Annotated in this window: 13 protein-coding genes and 1 pseudogene; 9 read left to right on the forward strand and 5 right to left on the reverse strand. The window is 74.8% G+C overall.

Annotated features, from left to right (window positions below):
• The first annotated feature begins 158 nt into the window (after positions 1 to 158).
• The 8 genes and pseudogenes from BLV02_RS10400 to BLV02_RS10435 all read left to right on the forward strand — a co-directional run bounded on the left by BLV02_RS10400 (position 159) and on the right by BLV02_RS10435 (position 11,017).
• Positions 159 to 626 (forward strand): NfeD family protein, encoded by a 468-nt coding sequence (locus BLV02_RS10400; RefSeq protein WP_069112911.1) that lies wholly within the window; start codon positions 159 to 161, stop codon positions 624 to 626.
• A 61-nt stretch (positions 627 to 687) separates the two neighbouring features.
• Positions 688 to 1,674 (forward strand): annotated as a pseudogene (locus BLV02_RS10405) (SPFH domain-containing protein); the annotation flags it as partial.
• Positions 1,675 to 1,994: 320 nt separating this feature from the next.
• On the forward strand, positions 1,995 to 2,747 hold the full coding sequence (locus BLV02_RS10410; RefSeq protein WP_069112910.1) for a sulfite exporter TauE/SafE family protein: 753 nt from the start codon (positions 1,995 to 1,997) through the stop codon (positions 2,745 to 2,747).
• Positions 2,744 to 3,556: a TrmH family RNA methyltransferase gene (locus BLV02_RS10415; RefSeq protein WP_069112909.1), complete on the forward strand. Its 813-nt coding sequence runs from the start codon at positions 2,744 to 2,746 to the stop codon at positions 3,554 to 3,556. Before BLV02_RS10410 ends, BLV02_RS10415 begins: the two co-directional genes overlap by 4 nt.
• 53 nt (positions 3,557 to 3,609) lie before the next feature.
• Positions 3,610 to 6,645, forward strand: a complete 3,036-nt coding sequence (locus BLV02_RS10420; protein ID WP_069112908.1) for a hypothetical protein — start codon at positions 3,610 to 3,612, stop codon at positions 6,643 to 6,645.
• Between the two features lie 91 nt (positions 6,646 to 6,736).
• Positions 6,737 to 9,421 (forward strand): ABC transporter permease, encoded by a 2,685-nt coding sequence (locus BLV02_RS10425; RefSeq protein ID WP_069112907.1) that lies wholly within the window; start codon positions 6,737 to 6,739, stop codon positions 9,419 to 9,421.
• Complete coding sequence (locus BLV02_RS10430; RefSeq protein ID WP_083288880.1) at positions 9,418 to 10,329, forward strand: ABC transporter ATP-binding protein; 912 nt, start codon at positions 9,418 to 9,420, stop codon at positions 10,327 to 10,329. Before BLV02_RS10425 ends, BLV02_RS10430 begins: the two co-directional genes overlap by 4 nt.
• Positions 10,322 to 11,017 carry an ABC transporter ATP-binding protein gene (locus tag BLV02_RS10435; RefSeq protein ID WP_069112988.1) on the forward strand — a complete coding sequence of 232 codons (696 nt, stop codon included), beginning with the start codon at positions 10,322 to 10,324 and terminating at the stop codon, positions 11,015 to 11,017. The genes BLV02_RS10430 and BLV02_RS10435 overlap by 8 nt, the downstream gene beginning before the upstream one ends.
• 5 nt (positions 11,018 to 11,022) lie before the next feature.
• Here the strand turns inward: BLV02_RS10435 and BLV02_RS10440 are convergent, their stop codons facing one another.
• Positions 11,023 to 11,844 carry a PhzF family phenazine biosynthesis protein gene (locus tag BLV02_RS10440; protein ID WP_069112906.1) on the reverse strand — a complete coding sequence of 274 codons (822 nt, stop codon included), beginning with the start codon at positions 11,842 to 11,844 and terminating at the stop codon, positions 11,023 to 11,025.
• Positions 11,837 to 12,046 (reverse strand): hypothetical protein, encoded by a 210-nt coding sequence (locus BLV02_RS10445; RefSeq protein WP_141711691.1) that lies wholly within the window; start codon positions 12,044 to 12,046, stop codon positions 11,837 to 11,839. Before BLV02_RS10445 ends, BLV02_RS10440 begins: the two co-directional genes overlap by 8 nt.
• Positions 12,047 to 12,160: 114 nt before the next feature.
• Between BLV02_RS10445 and ku the strand changes: the two genes are divergently transcribed.
• Positions 12,161 to 13,027, forward strand: a complete 867-nt coding sequence (ku, locus tag BLV02_RS10450; RefSeq protein WP_216094357.1) for a non-homologous end joining protein Ku — start codon at positions 12,161 to 12,163, stop codon at positions 13,025 to 13,027.
• 21 nt (positions 13,028 to 13,048) lie between these two features.
• Here the strand turns inward: ku and BLV02_RS10455 are convergent, their stop codons facing one another.
• The 3 genes from BLV02_RS10455 to BLV02_RS10465 all read right to left on the reverse strand — a co-directional run bounded on the left by BLV02_RS10455 (position 13,049) and on the right by BLV02_RS10465 (position 14,970).
• Positions 13,049 to 13,474 (reverse strand): hypothetical protein, encoded by a 426-nt coding sequence (locus BLV02_RS10455; protein WP_069112903.1) that lies wholly within the window; start codon positions 13,472 to 13,474, stop codon positions 13,049 to 13,051.
• Between the two features lie 147 nt (positions 13,475 to 13,621).
• On the reverse strand, positions 13,622 to 14,497 hold the full coding sequence (locus BLV02_RS10460; RefSeq protein WP_069112902.1) for an NUDIX domain-containing protein: 876 nt from the start codon (positions 14,495 to 14,497) through the stop codon (positions 13,622 to 13,624).
• Complete coding sequence (locus BLV02_RS10465) at positions 14,494 to 14,970, reverse strand: DUF6328 family protein (protein ID WP_069112901.1); 477 nt, start codon at positions 14,968 to 14,970, stop codon at positions 14,494 to 14,496. Before BLV02_RS10465 ends, BLV02_RS10460 begins: the two co-directional genes overlap by 4 nt.
• Positions 14,971 to 14,997: the final 27 nt, after the last annotated feature.

Raw genomic sequence — 14,997 nt, forward strand, 5'->3', positions numbered from 1 at the left:
GCGTGGTGGCCGCCGGTCCCGTCGCCGAGACGCTCACCGACCAGCACCTGAGCACCGCGTTCGGGCTGGCGCTGCGGGTGCGGTACGAGGACGGCCGCTGGTCCGCCCGAGCGGTTTCCGGCGCGCGCGAGGCCGTCGTCACCCAATAGACTGAGACCATGCAGGACTTCCTGGACTGGCTCGGCGAACACGACTGGGTCGCCTGGCTCGGTCTGGCGTTCGTCCTCGGCATCGTCGAGACCACCACGGTCGACCTCATCTTCCTCATGCTGGCCGGCGGGGCGGCGGCCGGTGCGGTGGCGGCGCTCGTCGGCATCGACGCGCTGTGGCTGCAGATCGTCATCGCCATCGCCGTCAGCGTCGCGCTGCTCGGGTTCGTCCGCCCGGTCGCCAAGCGGCACCTGCGCACCAGCGGCAGCACCCGCACCGGCGCCGCCGCGCTGGTCGGCCGCAAGGGCGTCGTCGTCGAGACGGTCGACTCCGAGCGCGGTCTCATCAAGCTCGCCGGCGAGATCTGGACCGCCCGCTGCTACGACGGCACCTCGGTCATCGAGGCCGGCCGCGACGTCGACGTCATCGAGATCCAGGGGGCGACAGCGCTCGTGTTCGAGGCCGACCCGCGATAGACCCGGCACTGATAGGTTTTGCCGCGACTCGCCCGGCCACGGAAACTCGGAAGGTCAATTCATGGAAGCCGGTCAGATTTTCGTTCTCCTCGTCGTCATACTCCTGGCCATCTTCGTGCTGGTGACGCTGGCCAAGTCGGTACGCATCGTGCCGCAGGCGCGGGCCGGCATCGTCGAGCGGCTGGGCCGCTACCAGCGCACCCTCGACCCGGGCCTGACGGTGGTCGTGCCGTTCATCGACCGCGTGCTGCCGCTGCTCGACCTCCGCGAGCAGGTCGTGTCGTTCCCGCCGCAGCCGGTGATCACCCAGGACAACCTGGTGGTCTCGATCGACACCGTCATCTACTACCAGGTGAACGACCCCAAGGCGGCGACCTACGAGATCGCCAACTACATCCAGGGCATCGAGCAGCTGACCGTCACCACGCTGCGTAACGTCATCGGTGGCATGGACCTCGAGCGCACGCTGACCAGCCGTGAAGAGATCAACAACGCGCTGCGCGGCGTCCTCGACGACGCCACCGGCAAGTGGGGCATCCGGGTGAACCGGGTCGAGCTGAAGGCCATCGACCCGCCGCCGTCCATCCAGGACTCCATGGAGAAGCAGATGCGCGCCGACCGCGACAAGCGCGCGGCGATCCTCAACGCCGAAGGTGTGCGGCAGTCGCAGATCCTCACCGCCGAGGGCCAGAAGCAGTCCGCCATCCTGACCGCCGAGGGCGACAAGCAGTCGACCGTGCTGCGCGCCGAGGCCGAGAAGCAGGCGCAGATCCTGCGCGCCGACGGTGAGGCGAAGGCCATCGGCGCCGTGTTCGACGCCATCCACCGCGGCAACCCCGACCAGAAGCTGCTGGCCTACCAGTACCTGCAGATGATGCCCGAGATCGCGAAGGGCGACTCCAACAAGGTCTGGATCGTGCCGAGCGAGTTCGGCAAGGCGCTCGAGGGCCTCGGCGACGCCGTCGGGCGGTTCGGTTCCGGCTTCGCGCCGGGCGCCATCCCGGCCGACGACAACGCCGCCGAGGAGATCGAGGCCGCCGCGCAGCAGGCCGCCGCCGAGGGCGAGGCGGCCGCCGCCGCGGCCGCCGAGGAGGTCCGGCGGGCGCTGGAGGCGGCCGAGGTCGCGTCCGACCCGACCAAGCCGCTGCCGCCGGCCGAGCCCGACGTCAGCCGGCCCGACGACGCCGCGGACGCCGCCGACGACTCGGCGGCCGACGACGCCACGGCCGGTGACGGCGCGTCCGGCGACGAGCGCGGCCCGGCGGGCAACGGCGCGAACGGCCCGGCCCTGGGCCGCGACCTGACCCAGGACCCCGGTGACGAGCCGCCGTCCACGCCGCCGCCCGCACCGCCCGCGCCTCCGGCGGGGTGAGCCTGCTCGACGTCGTCGCGATCGTCGCGGCCGGGTTCGCCGCGGGTGCGATCAACGTCGTCGTCGGTTCCGGGACGATGATCACGTTCCCGACGTTGCTGGCGCTGGGCTACCCGCCCGTGGTGGCCAACGTGTCCAACACCGTCGGGCTGGTCCCGGGTTCCGTCATGGGGGCCTGGGGCTATCGCGAGGAACTGCGCGGCCAGCGCGACCGGATCATCCGGTTCGGGCTGGCCGCGGTCGTCGGTGGGGCCGGTGGCGCGGTGCTGCTGCTGGCGCTGCCGCCCGGCGCGTTCGAGGCGATCGTGCCGGTGCTGATCGTGCTGGCCTGCGTGCTGGTGGCCGCGCAGCCGTGGATCGCGCGGCGGCTGAAGGACCGCCCGGCCGGACGTGAGCACGGCGGGCCGGTGGTGTGGCTGCTGGTGCTGCTGACCGCGGTCTACGGCGGTTACTTCGGCGCCGCCCAGGGCGTGCTGCTGCTCGCCGTGCTGGGGCTGGCGCTGTCGGACTCGCTGCAACGGCTCAACGCCGTCAAGAACGTGCAGGCCGGGCTGGTGAACCTGGTCGCGGGCCTGGTGTTCATGGTGGTGGCCGACGTCGACTGGGCGGTGGCCGGGCTGATCGCGCTCGGCGCCGCGACCGGCGGGCTGGTCGGCGCGCGGATCGGCCGGCGGCTGTCGCCGCTGGTGCTGCGCATCGTCATCGTCGTGGTCGGCACCGTCGCCGTCGTCGTGCTGGTGCTGCGATGACGGGCCCGCGCGTGGTCGAGGTCGCCGGGGTCGACGACCCGCGGCTGGCCGACTACGTCTCGCTGCGCGACGTCCAGTTGCGCACGTCGCTGGAGGCCGAGCACGGGCTGTTCCTCGCCGAGGGCGAGAAGGTGGTGCGCCGGGCGGTCGCCGCGGGTTTCCGGCCGCGTTCGTTCCTCATGGCGCCGCGCTGGGTCGACGCGCTGTCCGACGTGTTCGCGGCGGCCGGCGACGTCCCCGTCTACGTGGCGCCGGAGCCGGTCATCGAGGGCGTCACCGGCTTCCACGTGCACCGCGGCGCGCTGGCGTCGCTGCACCGCCGGCCGCTGCCGCCGATGGACGACGTGCTGGCCGCGGCCCGGCGGGTGGTCGTCCTGGAGGATCTCGTCGACCACACCAACGTCGGCGCGATCTTCCGCTGCGCGGCGGCGCTGGGCTGGGACGCCGTCCTGCTCGGCCCGCGCTGCGCCGACCCGCTGTACCGGCGCGCCGTCAAGGTGTCGATGGGCACGGTGTTCTCCGTCCCGTACACCCGGGTCGAGGAGTGGTACGACGCGCCCGCCGCGCTGGCCGCGGCCGGGTTCGAGACGCTGGCGCTCACCCCGGCCGACGACGCCGTCGACCTCTCCGACGTGGTTCCGGCGGAGCGGACGGCGCTGCTCGTGGGCGGCGAGGGGCACGGATTGTCCGCACGCTGGATGGCGGCCGCCGACCGTCGCGTGCGCATCCCGATGCAGGCCGGGGTTGACAGTCTCAATGTGGCCTCGGCGACTGCTGTGGCCTGTTATGCCCTGCGTCGTCCCGGGTAGTCTGTGCCGATCATGCGTGGGGGAAACGATTACCGGGCCGGTGAGCACGGCTGATGCGGATCAAGCGGGCCCGCGCCCATGCCGCTGTCGTGGCGACGGTGGCCGCCTGGGCGTTCGTCGTCGCGGCCGTCACCACCGGACTGGTCGGCTACCTGGTCGTGGCCAGCCAGGACGGCGTCCGTGAGGCGCTGCGCACTGCGCCGCCCGCGGAGGCCGCCGTGCAGGTCGTCACCCGGCTGGCGCCCGACCCCGCCGACCAGGACGCCGCCGTCCGCGAGGTCGTCGCGGCGCGGTCCGGCGGCGCGCCGATGGAGGCGTACCGCAGCCTGGCCGGCGGCGAGGACGCCCTGGCCGTGCCCGGCAGCGACCAGGACGCGCGCGGCGTCCTGACCGTCTACGAGGGCCTGGACGAGCACGCGGAGCTGGTCGACGGCGCCTGGCCGGCCGACGGCGGCCGGGTCACCCAGACGGCGCTGCACGCCACCGCCGCCGAGGCACTGGGCCTGGCCGCGGGCGACCAGATCACCGTCGGCGAGACCCTCGTGCAGGTCACCGGCACCTGGCTGCCGGCCGACCCCGACGACCCGTTCTGGTTCGGCGAGCCGATCGAGGTGACGGGCGTCGACGGCTCCGCGTACGGGCCGTTCGTGGTCACCGAGGAGGCGCTGACCGCCGTCGAGTCGTCGCCGCGGGTGCGCTGGCGCGTCACGCCGCAGGCCGACGCGATCACCCCCGGGCAGGTGGCCGCGCTGGCCGGCGCGCTGCCGGGGCTGCCGGGCGCGCTGGAGGGTGACGACCGCGTCGACGTCCGCGGCGTCGCCGTGAGCGGCGAGCTCGCCGCGACCGCCCGGTCGCTGGACGCCGACGTCGCGCGCGGCACCAGCGTGTCGGCCGTCCCGCTGGTCGTGCTGGTGGCCGTCGCGATCGTCACCGGCGCGCAGGTGGCGCGGCTGCTGGGCGTGGTCCGCGAGGTCGAGACGACGCTGTTGCGCTCGCGTGGGCTGTCCGCGGCGCAGCTGGTGTGGTGGTCGGTGCTGGAGTCGGTCGCGGTGGTCGTGCCCGCGGCCGCGCTCGGCGCCGCCGCGACGGTGGCCGCGCTGCGCGCCGGTGGCGGGCCGGCCGTCGACACCGGGGTGGCCGCGTGGTGTGCCGCCGGCGTCGCCGCCGGGACGCTCGCGCTGCTGGTCGCCGGGGCGGCCGCGACCGCCCGCCGCCGGGTCGAGGACACCGTCGCGTTCAGCAGCCGCCGCGCCACCGGCGCCATCGGCTGGAGCTTCGCCGCCGTCGCGCTGATCGCCGCCGCGGTCGCGATCTGGCAGCTGCGCCGCTACGGCGAGGCGTCGGGCACGGGCGGCGCCGATCTGCTCGCCACCCCGGGTCCGGCGCTGGCGCTGCTGGCCTGCGCCGCCCTGGCGCTGCTCGCCGTCCCGTTCCCGCTGGCGCTGGCCGAGCGGGCGCTGGCCGGGCGCCGCCGGCTCGGGCTGCTGCTGCCGGCCTGGCAGGTGACCCGCCGGCTGCCGGTGTACGCGTCGGTGGTCGTGCTCGTGGTGGTGACGGCGGGCGCGGGCGTGCTCGCGGCGTCCTACTCGGCCACCTGGACCGGCCTGCAGGAAGACCTCGCCGACGTCCGCTCCGGCGCCGACGTGCGGGTGACGTTCGATCGCGCGGGGCCGCTGACCGCGGCCCGCCCGGCCGAGTCGGCGCTGCCGTACGGGCAGGTCGACGGCGCCGCCGACGCCGTCGGGGTGCTGTCCACCGGCGCCCGCATCGGCGACGAGAGCACGGCGCTGCTGGCGCTGCCGGCCGCCGGCCTGAGCGAGGTCGTCGAGGGCCGCGACGACGTGTTCCCCGCCGGCCGCGTGGCCGCCGCGGTCGCGCCCGCGGAGCCGCCGCTGGCCGGCCTGGAGCTGCCCGAGGGCACCGAGCGGCTGGAGGTCGACGCGACCGGCGTCGCCGCGGCGACGCTGCTGGTCGCCGACTCCGGCGGGGTGCTGGCCCAGGCCGTCGTCGAGGACGGCGTTGCGGCCGTGCCCGCCGGGTTCGGCACCGTGGTCGCCGCCGACCTCGCCCTCGCCGTGGCCGGTGAGAGCGAGCCGGCCGTGACGGCGGTGCGCGCGGTCGACGCGTCCGGGACGGCCACCGACGTGCCGCTGGACGGCGCCGGCGTGTGGCAGCCGCAGGCCGAGGCCAGCTACCGCGTCGACGCCGCCGAGCCCGGCACGGCGTCGCCGTTGTCGGCCGCGACGGTCGCGTTCCGGCCCGGCGCCACCGTGCGGCTGACCCCGCCGGCCGCCACCGGCGAGCCGGTGCCCGTCGCCGCTACGGGAGACGCGCTGGACCAGTTCGGCCTTCGGATCGGTGACCCGGTGACCCTGCACGTCGTCGGCGCCCGGCTCGACGCGCGGGTGGTCGAGGAGGTGCCGGTCGTGCCCGGCGTGGCCGGTCCGGTCGCGTTCGTGGCCGACCTCCCCAGCGTCACGGCCACGCTGCTGCGGGTCGCGGACCGGCCGCAGCGGATCACCGAGGTCTGGCTGAGCGCCTCCGGCGGCGACACCGCGGCGCTGGCCGCCGCGGTCGAGGACGCCGGACTGGCCGGGGCGGCCGAGGTGACCGACCGCGACACCGTCCGCTCCGGGCTGCTCGACCACGGCCTCGCCCGGCACGTCGTGCCGGCGTTCTGGTCGGTGGCCGTGGCGGCGGTGGTGCTGACGGCGATCGGCGCGGTCGCCTCGGCGGCGACCTTGCGGCGGCAGCGGCGCGGCGAGCTGGCCGTGCTGCGCGTCGTGGGCGTGGCGCCGTCGGAGCAGGCGCGGTCGCGGCGCATCGAGCAGGCCGGCATGGGGCTGCTGGCGATGGTGGCGGGCGCGGCGGGCGGGGTGGTGGTCGCCGCGCTGACGGTGACGGTGCTGGCCCGCGCCGCGACGTCCGGGGTGCCGCAGGCGCTGGACCCGGTCGGCGGCGCCAGCCTGGGCGCGCTGGCCGTGTTCGGGGTCGCGCTGGCCGGAGTGGTCGCCGCGGTGGCGCTGCTGCAGGCCTCGCGGGCCGGACGAGACGCGGCCGCGGCCGTGCCCGGGGAGGAGCGGCGATGAACGAGCCTCGTCGCGCGGGGTGGCCGGTCGGGCCGCTTTGCAATGAGCACCGATACGCACCACCGGGAGTGGCTGGGGAGGTGACGCGGCGATGAGCCGGGGTCTGGGGACCGGGCGGCTGTTCCGCCGGCAGTTCCTCGCCGATCGCGCGGCGGCGCTGGTCGTCGTCGTGGTGGTGTTCGTGCTGGCGCTGGTCGCGGCCGCGCTGCCGCGGCTGGCCGAGCAGGTGTTCACCGACGACCTTCGCTCGGAGATGGCCGGAACACGGCCGGCGCTGCGCGATGTGACGTCGGTGGTCGCCGCGCCGCCGCCCATGGGCGAGGACGGTGACCTCTGGGGGCCGCTCGACCAATCGATCGCCGCCGTCCGCGACGGCGCCCCTGAGGCCGTTCGTGCCGCGACCGGACCCGGCCGCTTCGTCGTGACCGCGCCGATCTGGCGGGCTGAGGTGCGCGCGTTCGACAGCGTCACCAACCTGTTGCCGACCGCCGACCCGTACTGGGCCGAGACCGTCCGCGTGGTCGAGGGCGAGGCGCCGGCGCCGGTCACCGGACCGGTCACGCCGGGTGAGCCGCTCGTCGTCGACGTCATGCTGTCACGGGCGTCGGCCGAGGAGATCGGCTGGACGGTCGGCAGCGTCACGCAGGCGTTCCAGCCGGTCAACATGCAGGAGATGACCTATCGGCTGTCCGGCGTGTACGAGCCGCTGGACGCCGGCGCGCCCGCGTGGGCGCACCACCGCGCCGCGCAGACGCCGGAGGTCTTCGACGACTGGGACCGCGGCCGGGCGCTGACCGTCGCCGCGTATGTCGACCCGCAGTCGTGGGCGGCTCTTGTGCCCAAGCTCGGGTCCCCGATGGAGACGCGGCTCTGGTATCCGGTGGACGTCTCGTCCGCGCGGGCGGACTTCACCGTGCCGCTGCGCGACGCGCTGAGCCGCTTCATCGCCGCGGCACCGCCTGTCGATGCGGGGACGAACGTCTACGGCCTGCCGTTCGCGCCCATCCTCACCACCGGCTCGGTCGACGTCCTGGACCGGGTGGCCGCGCGGCACGACAGCTCCCAGGCGGTGGTGGCGATCGTCGCGGCCGGGCCGCTCGGGGTCGCGTTGGCGGTGCTGGCGCTGGCCGCCCGCCTGATGGTGGAGCGGCGCCGGTCCGCGCTCGCGCTGATCGGCGCGCGCGGGGCGTCGCCGCTGCAGCTGCGGCTGCTGATGGTCACCGAAGGGCTGCTGCTGGGGCTGCCAGCCGCCGCGTTGGCCGCCGCGCTCGCCGGCGCCCTCGTCGACGGCGTCGGCGGGTCTGCCGGGCTGGCGTTGCCGCTGGTCGTGGGCCTGGCGCCGGCCGTGCTGCTGCCGCTGGCGGCGCGCCCGAAGGGGCTGCGCGCCGTCCGCCGCGATCTCGGGCTGGTCCGGCCGTCGCGGGCCCGCAAGCTGGTCGAGGGGCTGGCCGTCGGCGCGGCTGCCGCGGCCGCCTTCGCGCTCAACGCCCGCGGGTTGGACGCCGGCGCCGGCATCGACCCGCTCACCGCCGCGACGCCGCTGCTGCTCGCGCTGGCGGTCAGTGTGCTGGTCATGCGGCTGTATCCGCGGCCGATGGCGACGCTGGGCCGGGTGCTCGGCGGCCGCCGCGGCACCGTCGCCTATCTGGGCGCCGCGCGGGCCGTCCGCGATCCGGTCGCCGGGTTCGTCCCGATGCTCGCGCTGGTCGTCGGCATGTCGATCGCCGCGTTCTCGATCGTCGTCTGGTCCACCACCGAGCGGGGCATCGAGCAGACCGCATGGCAGGACGTCGGCGCGGACGCTCGCGTGACCGGCGCGCCGCTCACCGAGGACGAGCTGGCCGCTGTCGCGGGCGTGCCGGGCGTCGACGCCGTCGTCCCCGTCGTGACCACCGGGCCGACGCTGTTCAAGGTCGGTGCCATCGACAACCGCGTCCCCCTCTACGTCGTCGATGTCGCCGCCCTCAACGCGCTGCGCGCTTCCGGGCAGGGGCTGGACCCGCTGCCGTCCGGGCTGACCGAGCCCGGGCCGGACGGCGCGATCCCGCTGCTGGTCGCCGACGGCGTCGTCGACGAGGGCGCCGCCGGCATTCTGACGCTGAGTGAGCGGCTGGACGCCGTCGTCGCCAGGACGTCCGATGCGATCCCCGGTCTGACGACGGGCAGCCAGTGGATGCTGGCCGATCGCGGTGTCCTCGAGGAGGCCGGCGTGGCGATCATCCCGCCGCGGGTCACCCTGGTCGACCTCGGCTCCGGCGGGTCCGCGTCCGCCGTCGCCGCCGAAATGGGGGACCGGACGGTGATCACGCCGGCGTCGGCGGTCGCGGACCTGCGCGGCCCGGTGACAGACGGCACCGCGCGGGCCATCGTCGGGGCCATCGCGCTCACCGGGCTGTTGTGCGCGGCCGCCGTCGTGCTCACCATGGTCGTGGGCGCGCCGTCGCGCGGGCGGTTGCTGTCACAGCTGCGCACGCTCGGGCTGTCCAGCCGGCAGGGCGAGGGCCTGGTCGTCTGGGAGGCCGCGCCGGTGGCGGCGGTGTCGCTGGTCACCGGGCTGGTGCTGGGCGTGGCGCTGCCATGGGCGGTGCTCTCGGGCGTCGACCTGCGCTCGCTCACCGGCGGCGGCGAGCAACCGGCGGTGCACCTGCCGCTCGGCCTGCTCGGCGTGGTGACGCTGGGCTTCGTGCTGGTGGTCGGCGTGGCGGTGGTGGTGTCGGTGCTGACGGGACGGCGGCTGGCGCCGGCGGGGATCCTACGGATAGGTGACGAGACGTGACGGAGCTGCTGGCGGCCGAGCGCCGCGACATCGTGTGCGAGGACCTCGTGCGCATCTACACCGCCGAGGGCGTCGAGGTGCAGGCCCTGCAGGGGCTCAACCTGCGCGTCGACGCGGGCGAGGTGGTCGCCGTCGTCGGAGCCTCCGGGTCGGGCAAGTCGACGCTGCTGAACATCCTGTCCGGGCTGGACACGCCGACGGCGGGCCTGGCCAAGGTCGCGGGGCTGGACATGCTGACGATGAAGGGGCGCGAGCGGGTCCGCTACCAGCGGCACACCGTCGGGTTCGTGTGGCAGCAGACGTCGCGCAACCTGCTGCCGTACCTCACCGCGGCCGAGAACGTCGCCGTCCCGGCCGCCATCGCCGGGCGCCGGTCCCGCTCGGCCCGGGTCGAGCTGCTGCTCGAGGCGATGGGCGTCGCGCACTGCCGCGACCGCCGTCCCGCCGAGCTGTCCGGCGGCGAGCAGCAGCGTGTCGCCATCGCCGTCGCGCTGGTCAACGAGCCGCGGGTGCTGCTGGCCGACGAGCCCACCGGCGAGCTGGACGAGGCCACGTCGGCCGACGTGTTCGAGGCGATCCGGCACGCGAACACCGAGTTCGGCGTGACGGTGCTGGTGGTGACGCACGACCAGGCCGTCGCCGGGCACGTCGGGCGGACGGTGCAGATCCGCGACGGCCGCACGGCCACAGAGATCCTGCGCCGTACCGAGCTGGACGAGCACGGCCAGGAACGGCACATCGCCGAGGAGTTCGCCGTGCTCGACCGCGCCGGCCGGCTGCAGCTGCCCGACGACTTCGTCGGCGCGCTGCGGCTGGAGGACCGCGTCCGGCTGGCGCTGGAACCGGACCACATCGGGGTGTGGCCGGACGAGAAGGAACGCCGTGGAGAAGGGGTCGCCGGTGAGTGAGAACCACGCCGTCCGCGCCGTCGCCGTCAGCCGGGTCTTCGGCAGCGGCGCCCGCGAGGTGCACGCCGTCAACGCCGTCGACCTCGAGGCGCACCCCGGCGAGCTGCTGGTCGTCAAGGGTCCGTCCGGGTCCGGGAAGACGACGCTGCTCAACCTGCTCGGCGCGCTGGACCGGCCCACCAGCGGCCACGTGTACCTCGGCGACCTCGAGGTGTCCGCGATGGGTGAGAAGGAGCTCGTCCCCGTCCGCCGGCACCAGATCGGCTACGTGTTCCAGTCGTTCGGGCTGATCCCGATCCTCACCGCCGCCGAGAACGTCGAGATCCCGCTGCGGCTGCAGGAGCTCGACCCGGTCGCGCGGGCGGCCCGGGTGGTGGAGCTGCTGGCGCTGGTCGGGCTGGACGGCCACGCCGAGCAGCGTCCGTACGAGCTGTCCGGCGGGCAGCAGCAGCGTGTCGGCATCGCGCGGGCGCTGGCGGGCGACCCGGACGTGCTGATCGCCGACGAGCCGACGGCGCAGCTGGACACCCGCACCGGCGCCTCGGTGATGGCGCTGATCCACGACCTCGTGCGGCGGCGCGGCATGACGGCCGTCGTCGCCACCCACGACCCCGCCCTGATGGAGCAGGCCGACCGCACCCTCGAGCTGCGCGACGGCCGGGTGGTGGACGCGGCGGCCGCGGCCTGACGCCGTCAGAGCCGTCGCGTCCCGACCACGGCGGCGGTGCCGCCGACCCGCAGGGCGCCGTCCGGGCGCACCGCCGCGGTGACGGTGGACGGCGCGCCCAGCGCGTCGCCGAGGTCGGCCGTCACCCGACGGCCCAGGTGGGCGGCGAGACAGGCGGTGCTGTTGGCGTTCGCGACGTCCTCGGGCACGCCGATCGACGGGGCGAACATGCGGGCGGCGACCCGGCCGCCGTCATCAGGCGCCGAGTGGACGTAGCAGCCCAGCAGCCCGTGGTGGTCGCAGGCGGCCCGGAGCCGGTCGAGGTCCGGAGCGAGCGCGGCGACGGCGGCGCGGGTGGTGAGCGGGACCAGCAGCCGCGGCCGCCCGGCCGACGCGACGACGGCGCCGTCCGTCAGCGTCCCCGGCGCGGCGCCGAGAGCGTCGGCGACGGCGTGGAGTTCGGCTGCGCCGGGGTCGCGCAACGTGACGCGGCCGGGGTCGAACTCGGCAGTGACCAGCGCACCGGTCCGGACCGCCCGGCCGGCGAACGTGCGTCCCGCCGCGGCGAGCGTGAGGTCCAGGTCGCCGCCGTCGCGGGCGGCGAGGAACGCGAGCGCGGCCAGCGTGCCGTGGCCACAGGCCGGCAGCTCGCCGGCCGAGGTGAAGAAGCGCAGCCGCACCGGGTCGCCCGCCGCGACGAAGACGGCGTGCGACGTGCCGGCCTGCACCGGGACACGGCGCCGGTCGGCGTCGGACAGCGGCGCGTCGTCCAGCACCGCCGTCGGGCTGCCACCGTCGCCGTCGCGCCGGCAGGCGGCGACGATGGTGGCGGCCGGCCCGCTAGACAGCGACCGGCTGGAAGATCGACTCGATGAGCGGGAGGTCGCCGTTGAACACCGCCGCCGAGCACTCGCGGCAGGCGAACTCGACGCCCATGCCGCCCGGGACCTTGTCGAACTCGGTCTCCGCGTCGCATTCGCCGCACCAGGCCGTGAGAGACCCGATGAGCAGTTCGGGCGCCGCGACGTTCAGGTTTCGTCTTGGCCTCATGATCTGAGGGTGACACGCGGCGCGAATGGGGCCCAGGAGGCGCGCCGGGGCCGTCACGAGCCACAATAGGCTTGGGCACGCAGCTGATGAAGGTGCCGGCGGACGGAGTGGAACATGCCTGTGCAAACGGTCTGGAAGGGTTCGATCTCGTTCGGACTGGTGTCGATCCCGGTCCGGCTGGTGTCGGCGACGCAGGAGAAGGACGTCAGCTTCCGGCAGGTGCATGCCGCCGACGGCGGGCGCATCCGGTACAAGCGGGTCTGCGAGGCGGGCGGACACGAGGTCGCCTACGCCGACATCGCCAAGGGCTACGAACTGCCCGGCGGCCAGTTGGTGGTGCTCACCGACGAAGACTTCGAGGACCTCCCCATCACGTCGTCGCGGTCGGTCGAGGTGCTCGGGTTCGTGCCGTTCTCGCAGATCGACCCCACGTCGCTGAACCGCGCCTACTACGCCGAGCCCACCGGCGACACCAAGCCGTACGCGCTGCTGCGCGACTCCCTCGAGCGCTCCGGCCGTGTCGGCGTCGTCAAGGTGGCGCTGCGCAACAAGGAGCGGCTGGCGGTGCTGCGCTCGTTCGAGGGCACGCTGATCGTGCAGACCATGCTGTGGCCCGACGAGATCCGCAAGCCCGAGTTCGACTTCCTCGGCGAGGACATCGAGGTCCGCAAGCAGGAGATGGCGATGGCCGAGTCCTACATCGACACCCTCTCCGGCGACTTCGACCCCGAGGAATACCACGACGACTACCGCGAGGCGCTGCTGAAGGTGGTCGAGGCCAAGGCCGAGGGCGCCGAGGTCATCGCCGCGCCTGAGGCCGAGCCCGCCGAGGGCAAGGTCGTCGACCTCATGGAGGCGCTGCGCCGCAGCGTCGAGGAGGCCAAGCAGAACCGCGCGGCGGGCAAGGCCGACGCCGAGGAAGCGCCGGCCCCGGCGAAGAAGACGGCGAAGAAGGCGGCCGCCAAGCGCAAGTCCGCCTGACGGCCGCCGGTGCGGGCGGGTTCAGCAGGAAGCGATCTTCTTGAAGCCGATCCAGAACTCGCCTCGGCTGTTGACGTTGGCGTTGGTCCCGAACGTCGTGGGTGTGTGCGCGCCGACGACGCGCCCGATGCGTCCCTGCGACGCCTTGTCGATGTCGACGTAGGGCCGGCCCCAGATGTTCTTGTTGAAGGTCGCGGAGGCATCGTTCGACCAGGCGCCCGCCGTGCCGCTGGTCCAGCAGGCCCGCCCGGTGGAGATCACGCGCAGGACGAGGTCGCCGTTGCCCTGCATGCGGACCAGGTAGTTGCCGTTGCAGATCGCCTTCCCGTTGCCGAGGGTCCCGGCGAACGAGGTGCCGACGCAGCCGGCCACCCGCGGAGAGGCGGCGGTGTCGGGCTGGGCCGTCGCCGGCGTGGCGCCGAAGTGCAGGAGCGCCAGGCCGAGCATGGCCGTGAGGAGTGCCGTGAGTCGGTGAGGACGTACCCGGGACATGTCGTTCCCCTTCCGGTGGGGGTCGAGGCGGCCGGTCGGCCGCCTCGGTCCAGGGAACGCCCCGCGATCTTCAGGATCTCTTCAGAACGGCGTCTGCGCCGCTCAGCGGCCGCGGGAGGTCAGCTCGAACAGGGTGGACGGGCCGATGCTGCGTCCGCCCGCCGCGCCGACCCGGGCGCGCAGCTCGCGGTCCGCCGTCACCGCGACGACGTGGTCGTCGGGGCGCGTGGCGACGGCGGAGGCGACGGTGGCCGCGATGGCGTCGTCGCCGCTGCCGGGCGCGTCGACGACCGTGACGCCGTCGAGCGAGGCGACGCCGCGGGCCCGTCCCTCGGCGACCAGCGTGACGCGCGGCCACCACTGGGCCGCCGGCAGCTCCAGCGCCGTCGCGGGCACCGGCGCCAGCAGGGTCAGCTCGTCGCGCAGCCGGGTCGTGGCGCCCACGCGGTCGCGCCACCAGCCGTCCGGCCGCGAGCCCACCACGTTGGCCGCGTCGACCACCAGCACGAGGTCTGACGGCGCCGCCGCACGGATGCGCGGCCACATCGCACCGAACGCCGGCAGCAGCGGCAGCGCCGCGACGTCGTCGAGCGGGATCCAGGTGATGTCGAGGCTCTCCGGGTCGGCCGCCCGCCCGTCCACCGGCCGCGACGCGCGGGCGACGATGGTCGTGTAGGACCAGGGGCCGTGGTCCTCGATCCAGGCGTGGCTGGGCCGGACGGCGTCGGGCGGCACGGCGGCCTCCTCGGCGGCCTCGCGCAGCGCCGCCTCCAGCGCCGTCTCGCCCGACGAGCGCGCGCCGCCCGGCACACCCCAGGTTCCGCCGTGGTGGCTCCAGTGCGCGCGGTGCTGCAGCAGCACGCCGCGCTCGTCGTCGACCAGCATCAGGCCGGCCGCGCCGTACCGGCCCCAGTGCCGTTGGCCGCAGGCGCAGTCGATCCAGCCGTCGCCGTCGTGCCGGTGGTGGACGAGGGTCAAGACGAGCTCCGCGCGCGGACGCGGGCCGGGATCACGTACCAGAACACGATGAACCAGAGTAGCGCCGCGCCGTCGATGGTGATCGCCAGCCAGCGCACCAGCACGACGTCCAGCGCCAGCAGCAGCCCGCCGCACACGGCCAGCATGAGCAGCGCCAGCCCGCCCGCGGTCATCCGCGACGCCAGCGGGATCATCCGGTCGCGCAGGCCCTGCCGGAACACGATGCGGTGGAACGAGACCGGCGCGATCAGCAGCGCCATCGACATCGCCGACAGCACGATCGTCACCGCGAACACGTCGTGGGTGAAGTCGTCGGCGTCGCGGAACGGCGAGGTGAACGCGATGGTCAGCAGGAACGCGAACAGGATCTGCACGCCGGTCTGCGCGATGCGCAGCTCCTGCAGCAGCTCGTTCCAATGCCGGTCGTAGCGCCCGGCCTGGTCCTCGTTGCGGGTGTACCGTGGCTCGTCCACCGCACCTCCTATCCGGCGGATCGTACC

Origin of the sequence: Jiangella alba, from assembly GCF_900106035.1 — a bacterium.
Taxonomy (GTDB): Bacteria; Actinomycetota; Actinomycetes; order Jiangellales; family Jiangellaceae; genus Jiangella; species Jiangella alba.

Bases quoted from the DNA above. Each gene is read 5' to 3' on its own strand.
- BLV02_RS10400 (WP_069112911.1), top strand. From the start codon at position 159: ATGCAGGACTTCCTGGACTGGCTCGGCGAACACGACTGGGTCGCCTGG.
- BLV02_RS10415 (WP_069112909.1), top strand. From the start codon at position 2,744: ATGACGGGCCCGCGCGTGGTCGAGGTCGCCGGGGTCGACGACCCGCGG.
- BLV02_RS10420 (WP_069112908.1), top strand. From the start codon at position 3,610: ATGCGGATCAAGCGGGCCCGCGCCCATGCCGCTGTCGTGGCGACGGTG.
- BLV02_RS10425 (WP_069112907.1), top strand. From the start codon at position 6,737: ATGAGCCGGGGTCTGGGGACCGGGCGGCTGTTCCGCCGGCAGTTCCTC.
- BLV02_RS10445 (WP_141711691.1), bottom strand. From the start codon at position 12,046: ATGAGGCCAAGACGAAACCTGAACGTCGCGGCGCCCGAACTGCTCATC.
- ku (WP_216094357.1), top strand. From the start codon at position 12,161: ATGCCTGTGCAAACGGTCTGGAAGGGTTCGATCTCGTTCGGACTGGTG.
- BLV02_RS10455 (WP_069112903.1), bottom strand. From the start codon at position 13,474: ATGCTCGGCCTGGCGCTCCTGCACTTCGGCGCCACGCCGGCGACGGCC.